The following is a 9,705-nucleotide window of genomic DNA, read 5'->3' as shown; positions in this document are numbered from 1 at the left end:
GAGCCGGGACGTAGAAGCCGACGCCGAAACCGACCTGGACGCCGATGAGCGCGTACAGGCTGTCGTAGAGGCCGAGGGATTCGCTGATCTTGGAGACGGGGATCAGTAGGATCTGCGGGGGCAGCAGGTTGCCGCCGAGCATCAGGAGCAGCAGGGTCCTGCGGAACGGCAGGTCGTAGCGGCTGAGTGCGAACGCCGCCAGTGAGGCGAGCGCGAGCGACAGCAGTACGGCGGGGACGGTGACCAGCAGGCTGTTGACCAGCGCGCGTCCCTGGCCGCCGTCCACCCAGGCCTGGCTGAAGCCGCTGAGGGTGAAGGAGTGCGGCAGGCTCCCGAGGCCGTGGGCGGCGATGTCGTCGAAGGACCGGGTGCTGGTGACCAGCACCAGCGCGATCGGCACCAGCCAGAGCAGGGACAGGGCGCCGGCGCCGATGTGGAAGCTCGCCGTCGCCCAGGCGCGGCGCTTGTCCTGACGGTTCTTCAGGGGCCTTTCGCCGGGCGGGACTTGGCTCTCCCCGACGGTGGGCGCGGAGGCGTGGGTGACGGTCATCAGTCGGCCTCCCGGAAGGCGCGGACGAGGTACGAGACGATGACCCCGAAGGCCAGGACGAAGATCACGACCGCGAGGGCGGAGCCGTATCCCAGTCGCAGCGACTGGAAGGCGGTGGAGTACATGTACGTGCTGAGCAGTTCCGACGAGTGGTACGGGCCGCCCCGGGTGAGTGCCCAGATGACGTCGAACGAGCGCAGCGAGTCGATGACGATGACCGAGAGCACCACGGCGTTGACACTGCTGAGCTGCGGCATGGTGATGTGGCGGAACCGCTGGGCGCGGGTGGCGCCGTCGACCTTCGCCGCCTCGTACAGCACCGGGTCGATGCCCTTGAGCCCGGCGAGGTAGAGCACCATCACATAGCCGATCTGGCGCCAGAGGGCGGGTGCGATGACGGCGTACAGCGCGGTGCTCTGGTCGGCGAGCCAGGCGTGTGTGAGGCTCCCGAGGCCGAGGCCCTGGAGTGTTTTGTTGATCAGGCCGTCGGGCTGGTACATCGCCTGCCACACCAGTGCGGTGGCCGTCAGCGAGAACACCACGGGCAGGAAGATCGCCGCCCGGTACACACCGACACCACGGCGCTCCTGCTGGAGGAGCAGGGCGGCGCCGAGGCCGAGAATGGCCGAGAGTCCGCCGAAGAGCACCAGCCACAGCACGGTGTCGACGAGCGCGGTCCAGAAGACGCTGTCGCTCATCATCTCGCGGTAGTTGCCGAGCCCGATGAACTGCGGGGCCGAGACACCGTCCCACTTCGTCAGCGAGAGGTAGAAGCCCTGGATGGCCGGCCAGAACACCCAGAAGCCCTCGGCCAGCAGCGGCACGAGCACGAAGGCGAGGACCAGCGGCGGGACGCGGGTCGCGCCGCGCATCCGCCGTGGTTTGCGTACGGCAGTGAGCACCGCCATCTCACTGGCTCCAGATCTTCTGCGCGTCCCGCTGCCAGGTCGTCAGGATCGAGCCGACCTCCTTGGGCTTGGCGAGGAAGCGGGTGAGCGCGGTGTCGGCGGAGGGCTGGAGGGCGTCGCTGGAGTCGCGGTTGAAGAACTGCGTGACGTCCGCGGCCCCTTCGATCAGCGCGCGGCCCTTCTTGACCAGGGGGGTGCCGGTGTCCTTGGCCTTGGGGTTGGTCGGCAGCGCGGTGCCGGACGAGCCCTTGAGGTAGATCTCCTGTGCCTCCGCGGTGGCCATGTAGCGCATGAGTTCCTTGACTTCGTCCTTGTGCGCGGTGTGCGCGCTGGCGAAGTACCCGTCGGTGGGGCCCTCTTCGGCCATCGGGACCTTCGGGTCGATGACCGGGAAGCGGAAGAAGTCGATGTCGTCCAGCTCGCTCTTGGGCACGGAGTCGGCGAAGAACGTACCGATCAGCATCATGCCCGTACGGCTCTGGAGGAGCGCGGTGGTGGCGTCCTGGAAGGCGAGCGCGGTGCCGTTGGGGTCGAAGTACGGCAGGGCCTCGCTCCACCGGTCGAAGACCTTGTGGACCTCGGGGTCGTCGAAGCGGTGCTTCCCGGCGAGCAGTTCACGGTGGTACGTGGCGCCGTTGATACGGATGTTGAGGTAGTCGAACCAGGAGGACGCCACCCAGGCGGTGTTGCCGCCGGCGCCGAGTCCGATGGGTGCGATGCCCTTGGACTTGAGCTTGTCGCACAGGTCGAGGAACTCGTCCCAGGTCTTGGGCTCCTTGACGCCCCACTTCTTGAAGTTGGACTTCTTGTAGAAGACGCCCCACCAGTAGTAGGTGGCGGGCACGAAGACCTTCTTGCCGCTGGAGGAGGTGCAGAGCTTCTGCTGAGCGGCGCTGTACCCGGCGAACTCGGGCTTGGTCCAGATGTCGCTGACGTCGAGCAGGAGGTTCTTCTGCGCGTACGAGTCGGCGACCGAGCCCGGGTACCAGGTCAGCAGGTCCGGCGGGTTGGCCGAGGTGAGGTAGGTCGGGAGCTGCGTGCGGAAGGTCTCGGAGGCGACGGTGTTCAGCGTCGCCGATCCCTTGCCGGTCTTGTTGAACGAGTCGACGAGCTTCTGCATCGCCGACTTGGCCTGCGGCGCGGAGAGGTTGGACTGAAGGGTCACCGGGCCGCTGCCGGACTGGCTCTTGCCGCCGGACGAACCGGCGGTGACACAGCCGCTCATCAGGGCGGCGGCGCCGACGGCGCCCGCGCCCGCGAGGAAACCACGACGGCTGGGTGGTGAGGTGATCATCGTTGAACTCCCTATACGCCCACGGAACGGAGCCCGGCCCCCTGACGGCCGGGCTCTCGTTCGGCGGATACAGACTGACCCGGGACCGGGCCCGCGGTCAAGATTAATTACTAATTTATTTCCGTCTGGTGGACGCGTCCAGCGACACCGCGGAAGACGGCGAGCACACTGCCGTCCGGACCCGCCGTCGCCCCGAGCGAGCCGTCGAAGACGGCGCTCGGGAACTCCGTACGCGCCGACCAGTCGCCCCAGCCGTCGGCCGTGAAGGCGCGCTGCCAGAGGGTGTAGTCACCGGCGCGTGCGTACAGGTGCACGGTGTCCCCCGAAGCGACCAGCGTCGGGCTGCCACTGACGGTCCCGCCGAGCGAGGACCAGTCCGACCAGGTGCCGGACGCGTCACGCACCCGCTCCCACACGGCGTCGTCGGCGGTGCGTACGGCGACGTGCGTGGCGCCGGCCGAGTCGGTGACGGCCGAGGGCCGACCGTAGACCGTCAGACCGTTCGGCGCGCCGACGGACGTCCAACCGCCGTCCGGGCCGCGCGAGATGACGTCGCCGTCGGCGCCGCGCGCGAAGAGCGTCCACTTCTCGGGGCTCTCAAAGGCGACGGACGGTGCGTCGCTGAGGCTTCCGCCGAGGCTCTGCCAGCCTCCCCAGCGTCCGTCGCTGAAGGTACGCCGGTAGGCGGCGTTGTCCGTACCGCGCACGAAGACGTCGACGCGGCCGCCGGCCGATCCGTAGGCGGCCGGCTGGCCGAGCATCTGCCCGTGGGTCGGGCCGCCGAGGTCGGTGGTGCGCGACGACCAGTGGCCGGCGCTCCCGCTCTGCTGCCGCAGCGAGCCGTCGGTGCCGCGGGTGAACGCGGTCAGCCGGTCGCCGTCGCTCACCAGCGCCGGGCTCGCCGACGAGGTGGTACCCAGCGAGACGCCGGGCGCCCCGTCCGTGCCAGACAGCTTGAGGAAGGCCGTGCCGTGCGCGGGGACGGTGACCGTGTACGAGCCGGTGTGCGTGCCCGCGTTCCGCCGCGCCCGCAGGTCGCGTACGGACACCTGTCCGGTGAGGCCGGCGTCGGCGAAGTCCACCGTGCGCTCCGACGCGCTGTCGGAGCGGTTGAGCAGCACCACCGCGCGCTCGCCCGAGCCCTGGAGGACCTTGCTGTAGACGTCACCGGTGGCGTCGGTGGCGACCCGTACGCCCTGCACGGCCAGCGGGTCCTGGTCGACGGCGACGATCTCGGGGTTGGTGAGGGTGTGGATCATCGAAGCGGGCAGCGTGCGCGGGTCGGAGCCGAGGACCAGCGGGGAGGCCATCTCGGCCCACATCACGAGCTGGCTCGTGGACTCCTCCTCGGTCAGCTCGTACGACCCGTCCGGCATCTTGCGCATCGGGATCAGGTAGTCCGGGTCGTTGTAGTGCCCGGGTCCCTGCGCCTCGGGGTGCCAGGCGTTGGCGTCCATGTTGCGCAGGACGTTGGGCCATTCGCCCGCCGTCGCGGTGCCGTAGGCGATGTCGGTGCCGGTACGCCAGGAGTCGCCGGTCGTGGGGCCGTAGGTGTACGCGTTGTGCGCGTCCTGGGCCGGGGTGTGCGGCAGACCCCAGTCGTCGGTGAGCGGATTGCAGAAGTTCAGCAGCATCGGCCGGCCCGACTTGGCGACGGCGTCGCTGAACTCCTTGTACGCGGGGCCCGGGTCGAGCTTCTCGGTGATCCCGCAGAGGAAGTCGACCTTGACGGCGTCGATCTTCCAGCCGGCGAACTGCTTGGCGTCCTGCTCGTAGTGGCCCCGACTGCCGAGCCCGCAGCTCTTGCCGCCGTCGTAGTCACCGGCGTCGGTGTAGATCCCGGCCTTGAGGCCGAGCCCGTGGAGGTAGTTCACCAGCGCGGGTATGCCGGAGGGGAAGCGCTCCTTGTTCGCGGCGAGCCTGCCCTGCGCGTCGCGCGGGGTGTCGGCCTGCCAGCCGCCGTCCAGCCAGACGATGTCGTAGCCGGCGCCCTTGAGCCCGCTGCTGACCAGGTTTTTCGCGACGCTTTTGACCTGGTCCTCGGTCGGTGCGCCGAGGCCGTAGTAGGTGTTCCACCCCATGTACGGCGTGGGGGCGAGCGAGCTGTCGTAGTACGGCGGAGCGCCCTGGTCGGGCTGCTGTTCCTGGGTTTGCGCCAGCGGGGATTGCGTCACTGGGGATTGCGTCACCGCGGATTGCCGTACCTGCGGTTGGCCCGCGGCGTGCGCCGCCGGGGGTACCGCCACCCCGACCAGCGCCGCGGCCCCGAAGGACGCGGCCGCGCGCCGGGCACGCACCATCCCTGCACGATGCGAAGTCACTGATGTCTCCCGAGAGTTGGGGGTCAGGGCGCCGCGCAGTCCCGGATCGGGGGCAGCGGCGCCACGACGAAGACTGTGGCCGCACGGCCGGGCGGTGTCAACGATTATTACTAATTAACTTAAACAAGGGCCCGAATCCCTGGGCCGGCTTCGGTCGATGCCCTCTACATCCGGTGCGGATCGCATAGGCTCAACGGCGATATGAACACCAACCACACTTCTCTCGGGCCCAAGGCCGACAAAGAGACGGTGCGCCGGCACAACCTGAGCCTGGTGCTGCGTGCCGTACGGGACGAGGGCGAGGCGACGAGGGCCGGTGTGGCGGCGCGCGTGGGCCTGACCCGGGCGGCCGTGTCGTCCCTGGTCGAGCAGCTCATCGACAGCGGCTTCCTCTCGGAGTCCGGCAAGACGTTCAGCGGCCAGGCGGGGCGCCCCGGCACCGTGCTCAAGGTGACGCGAACAGGCCCGGCGGGCATCGGTGTCGAGATCAACATCGACTATGTGTCGGTGTGTGTGGTCGACCTGTCGGGCACCGACCGGGTCCGGCTGACCGAACACATCGACAACCGGGGCGCGCTCCCTGCCGAGGTGCTGGCACGGGGTGCCCGGATCGCCGCCCGTACCCTGGAGTCCGCCGCCGAGCAGGACTTGCTGCCTGTCGGTGTGGAACTGGCCCTGCCCGGACTGGTCTCGGGCGGTACGGTCCGCCAGGCGCCCAACCTGGGCTGGAACCGGGTGCCGGCCGAAGAGCTGTTCGCCAAGGCGCTCGCCGTGCTCCAGCCCGATCTGCCGGTGCTGCCGGTGAGTTCGGAGAACGAGGCGAACCTCGCGGCGCTGGCCGAACTGTGGTTCGGCGGCCTCGGACAACTGCGGACGTTCCTCTATCTGACCGGCGAGATCGGGGTCGGCGGCGCGTTCGTCCTGGACGGTGAACTGCTGCGCGGGGCACACGGCTTCGCCGGCGAGATCGGCCATGTGGTCGTCGACTCCGAGGGCCCGCTGTGCCGTTGCGGCTCCCGGGGCTGCCTGGAGCAGTACGCGGGGCAGTCGGCGCTGCTGCGCGCCGCCGGGATCGACGAGAACTCCGGGGTGCCCGGCGTCGCCGAACTGGAGCGCAGGGCGCGCGGCGGCGACGCGCGCGCCGTGGCCGCCGTGGAACAGGCCGGGGTGATGCTGGGCCGGGTGCTGTCCGGCGCAGTCAACCTCTTCGACCCGGACGCGGTGGTGCTCGGCGGGATCTACCGGGAGCTGATGCCCTGGCTGTCCCCGTCCGCCGACCGGGAGTTGACCGCGCGTGTCGTGTCGGGCCTCTGGCCGCGCGACAGCGGACGGCTGCGGGCCTCGTCGTCGGCGGGGGACGCGGCACGCGGCGCCGCCGCGCTGGTCGTACGGGCCGTGCTGGCCGACCCTGTGGCATACGTACGGCGCGGCACGGGCTGACCTGCGGCCCGTCCCGCGCCCGGGGTTGGTCCCCCTACGTGCGGTGCGTACGGCGCGCGGTGTGCGCGCCGTACGCGGTGCGTGTGCTCAGCGTGCGCCGAGGAGGTGGTCCATGGCGAGCTGGTCGAGAGCCTCGAACGCCATCCCGCGCTCGGCGGCGGCGTCGACGTCGAAGTCCTCGTACGCACCCCGGTCGGCCAGCAGGGCCGTCACACCGTCGGCGGCGGTGGGCTGCGCCAGCTCGTCCAGGCGCGAGGCACGCAGTGCCTCCTGGACCAGCGGGTCGGCGCGGAAGGAAGCGGCGCGCTCCTTGAGGATCAGGTAGTTGCGCATGCAGCCGGCGGCCGACGCCCAGACACCGTCGTAGTCCTCGGTGCGCGGCGGCTTGAAGTCGAAGTGCCGCGCGCCTTCCCATCCGGCCGTCTCCAGCAGGTCGACCAGCCAGAAGGCGGCCCGCAGGTCACCGGCGCCGAAGCGCAGGTCCTGGTCGTACTTGATGCCGCTCTGGCCGTTGAGGTCGATGTGGAAGAGCTTGCCGGACCACAGGGCCTGCGCGATGGAGTGCGGGAAGTTGAGCCCGGCCATCTGCTCGTGGCCGACCTCGGGGTTGACACCGAACAGCGCGGGGCGCTCCAGGCGCTCGATGAACGCGAGAGCGTGTCCGACGGTCGGCAGCAGGATGTCGCCGCGCGGCTCGTTCGGCTTGGGCTCGATGGCGAACTTGAGGTCGTACCCCTTCTCGGTGACGTACTCGCCGAGGAGGTCGAAGGCCTCCTTCATCCGGTCGAGCGCCAGCCGTACGTCCTTCGCCCCGCCCGATTCGGCGCCTTCACGGCCGCCCCAGGCGACAAAGGTCTTCGCGCCCAGCTCGGCGGCGAGGTCGACGTTGCGGAGCACCTTGCGCAGCGCGTACCTGCGGACGTCGCGGTCGTTCGCCGTGAAGCCGCCGTCCTTGAAGACGGGGTGGGTGAAGAGGTTGGTGGTGACCATCTCCACCGTGATGCCGGTCGCGTCCGTCGCCTGCCGGAACCGCTTGATGTGCGATTCGCGCTCCGTCTCGGACGAGCCGAAGGGAATCAGGTCGTCGTCGTGGAAGGTGACGCCCCACGAGCCGATCTCGGCCAGTCGCTGAACCGATTCGACAGGGTCCAGGGCCGGGCGGGTCGCGTCGCCGAACGGGTCCCTGCCCTGCCAGCCCACGGTCCACAGGCCGAAGCTGAACTTGTCCTCGGGGGTGGGGGTGAAGCGTTCCGTCATTCTCTGGCCGCCTTCGATACCTCAGGTCCGGCACGTGCCGACCTTTTTGTTTCCTGACATGACTAATAAAGCACGCCGGTGCCTGTGCGCAAAAGCCCCCGTCTGTGCTCATCCGTGTCCGACCCGTCGAACACGTGCGGGCATACCATCGGCGCGCGGTGTGATCGACAGGCCGGTTCCCGTCCGCCGTCCCATCGCGTAATTTGTTTTCGCCACGTCCAAAACTGCTCCGGGCACGTCCGGAAACTTGACGGAAGAGGTTACGTCCATGTCGTCCATGTCGTCACAGAACCCGGTCGTCATCGGCGTGGACAGCTCCACCCAGTCCACGAAGGCGGCCTTCACCGATGCCGCCACCGGACGGCTCCTCGCCGTGGGCCGCGCCCCGCACCGGGTGACCGGTGACGGCGGCGCCCGCGAGAGCGACCCCGAGGAGTGGTGGAACGCGCTGCGCGAGGCCGTCACCGCCGGCCTCAAGGAGTCCGGGGTCGACGCGTCAGCCGTGACCGGGATCGCCGTCGCCGGACAGCAGCACGGCCTGGTGGTGCTTGACGGCACCGGACGGCCGCTGCGCCCCGCGCTGCTGTGGAACGACACCCGTTCGGCGCCGCAGGCCGCCGCGCTCACCACGTCGCTCGGCGGCCCCGAGGCCTGGACCGCGCGTACGGGTTCGGTGCCGGTGGCGGCGATGACCGCGTCCAAGTGGCAGTGGCTGCGCGAGAACGACCCGGCGGTGGCCGACGCCGCGGCGGCCGTCCGGCTCCCGCACGACTTCCTCACCGAACGCCTGTCAGGTACCGCCGCCACCGATCCCGGTGACGCCTCCGGCACCAACTGGTACTCGACGGCGACCGGCGCCTACGACCCCGAACTCCTCGAACTCCTCGGCCTCGACGCCTCCTTGCTCCCGGAGGTCGCGACGACCGGCGCCGCCCGCGTCGGCTCGCTCACCGCCGCTGCCGCCGCCGAACTCGGCCTGCCCGCCGGCATAGCGGTCGCCGCCGGTACGGGTGACAACATGAGCGCTGCGGTCGGCCTAGGCCTCGGCGGCGCGGGGCTGCTGGACCACCCGGTGCTCAGCCTCGGCACCTCGGGCACGGTGTTCGCGGCGACCCGGACCCGCCCCGACACCCCGGCACTCTCCGGCTTCGCGGCGGCCGACGGCACCTACCTGCCCCTGGCCTGCACCCTGAACTGCACCCTCGCCGTCGACAAGGTGGCAGCCCTGCTCCGGCTGGACCGCGAGGACGCCGTACCCGGCGGTGAGGCCGTACTCCTGCCGTACCTCGACGGCGAACGCACCCCCGACCTGCCGACCGCCTCGGGTCTGCTGACCGGGCTGCGCCACGACACCACCCCCCAGCAACTGCTGGGCGCCGCCTACGAGGGCGCGGCCGTCACGGTGCTGCGCGCGCTGGACGAGGTGCTGCGCGCCTGCGGACTCGACCCCGCCGATCCCGCCGTCGCGAGCCGTCCGCTGCGGCTGGTCGGCGGCGGCGCGCAGGGTCGTACGTGGGTGGAGACCGTACGACGCCTCTCGGGCCGCCAGTTGATCGTCCCGGCGAGCGGCGAACTGGTCGCGCTGGGCGCGGCGGCGCTCGCCGCGGGCGCTGCGACCGGCGAGGACCCGGTGGCGATCGCCACGGCCTGGCAGTCGGGCGCCGGCCCCGAACTGGAGCCGGTGGAGCGGGATGTGGAGACCTGGGAGAGGGTCAACTCGGTCCTCGACCGGGCGACCCCGAGTCTGTTGTCGTAGGCGCGGCGGACGGGAGCGGCGAGAACAGGGAAGCGCGGTGCCGGCATCGGCACCGCGCTCATGGCCACTCATGGCCGGCCATAACCGGTCATGGCCGGTCATGGCCGGTCATTCCACAGCCGGACCCGCACTCCCGAATGTCCTCCAGTACTGACGTCGCTTCTCGTCCCGCACGACAA

At 70.4% G+C, this 9,705-nt stretch carries 6 protein-coding genes and 1 pseudogene; 2 read left to right on the top strand and 5 right to left on the bottom strand.

Going from position 1 to position 9,705, the window contains the following annotated elements:
- The 4 genes and pseudogenes from QR77_RS47135 to QR77_RS35650 all read right to left on the bottom strand — a co-directional run.
- Positions 1–550, bottom strand: a pseudogene (locus QR77_RS47135) (carbohydrate ABC transporter permease); the annotation flags it as partial.
- Complete coding sequence (locus tag QR77_RS35660) at positions 550–1,458, bottom strand: sugar ABC transporter permease (RefSeq protein WP_040026141.1); 909 nt, start codon at positions 1,456–1,458, stop codon at positions 550–552. The gene QR77_RS35660 and the pseudogene QR77_RS47135, both read right to left, overlap by 1 nt.
- Before the next feature lies 1 nt (position 1,459).
- Positions 1,460–2,752, bottom strand: coding sequence for an extracellular solute-binding protein (locus QR77_RS35655; protein ID WP_040026140.1), 1,293 nt, complete (start codon positions 2,750–2,752; stop codon positions 1,460–1,462).
- Between the two features lie 110 nt (positions 2,753–2,862).
- Positions 2,863–5,052, bottom strand: coding sequence for a glycoside hydrolase family 27 protein (locus QR77_RS35650; RefSeq protein WP_040026139.1), 2,190 nt, complete (start codon positions 5,050–5,052; stop codon positions 2,863–2,865).
- Positions 5,053–5,274: 222 nt separating this feature from the next.
- Here QR77_RS35650 and QR77_RS35645 point away from each other — a divergent pair, with 222 nt between their 5' ends.
- On the top strand, positions 5,275–6,513 hold the full coding sequence (locus QR77_RS35645) for an ROK family transcriptional regulator (RefSeq protein ID WP_040026138.1): 1,239 nt from the start codon (positions 5,275–5,277) through the stop codon (positions 6,511–6,513).
- An 87-nt stretch (positions 6,514–6,600) separates the two neighbouring features.
- Here QR77_RS35645 and xylA read toward each other — a convergent pair whose 3' ends face one another.
- Positions 6,601–7,770: a xylose isomerase gene (gene xylA / locus QR77_RS35640; RefSeq protein ID WP_040026136.1), complete on the bottom strand. Its 1,170-nt coding sequence runs from the start codon at positions 7,768–7,770 to the stop codon at positions 6,601–6,603.
- A gap of 277 nt (positions 7,771–8,047) precedes the next feature.
- Here xylA and xylB point away from each other — a divergent pair, with 277 nt between their 5' ends.
- The gene (gene xylB, locus QR77_RS35635) at positions 8,048–9,526 is read left to right on the top strand and encodes a xylulokinase (protein WP_040029229.1); all 1,479 of its coding nucleotides are present in this window, start codon (positions 8,048–8,050) and stop codon (positions 9,524–9,526) included.
- Positions 9,527–9,705: the final 179 nt, after the last annotated feature.

Source organism: Streptomyces sp. 150FB (assembly GCF_000818195.1).
In the GTDB taxonomy this organism is placed as follows: Bacteria; Actinomycetota; Actinomycetes; order Streptomycetales; family Streptomycetaceae; genus Streptomyces.
This window is presented reverse-complemented; position numbering and strand designations above follow the sequence as displayed.

Excerpts from the sequence above, each read along its gene's own strand:
- QR77_RS35660 (WP_040026141.1), bottom strand. The coding sequence starts at position 1,458 with ATGGCGGTGCTCACTGCCGTACGCAAACCACGGCGGATGCGCGGCGCG.
- QR77_RS35655 (WP_040026140.1), bottom strand. The coding sequence starts at position 2,752 with ATGATCACCTCACCACCCAGCCGTCGTGGTTTCCTCGCGGGCGCGGGC.
- QR77_RS35650 (WP_040026139.1), bottom strand. The coding sequence starts at position 5,052 with ATGGTGCGTGCCCGGCGCGCGGCCGCGTCCTTCGGGGCCGCGGCGCTG.
- QR77_RS35645 (WP_040026138.1), top strand. The coding sequence starts at position 5,275 with ATGAACACCAACCACACTTCTCTCGGGCCCAAGGCCGACAAAGAGACG.
- xylA (WP_040026136.1), bottom strand. The coding sequence starts at position 7,770 with ATGACGGAACGCTTCACCCCCACCCCCGAGGACAAGTTCAGCTTCGGC.
- xylB (WP_040029229.1), top strand. The coding sequence starts at position 8,048 with ATGTCGTCACAGAACCCGGTCGTCATCGGCGTGGACAGCTCCACCCAG.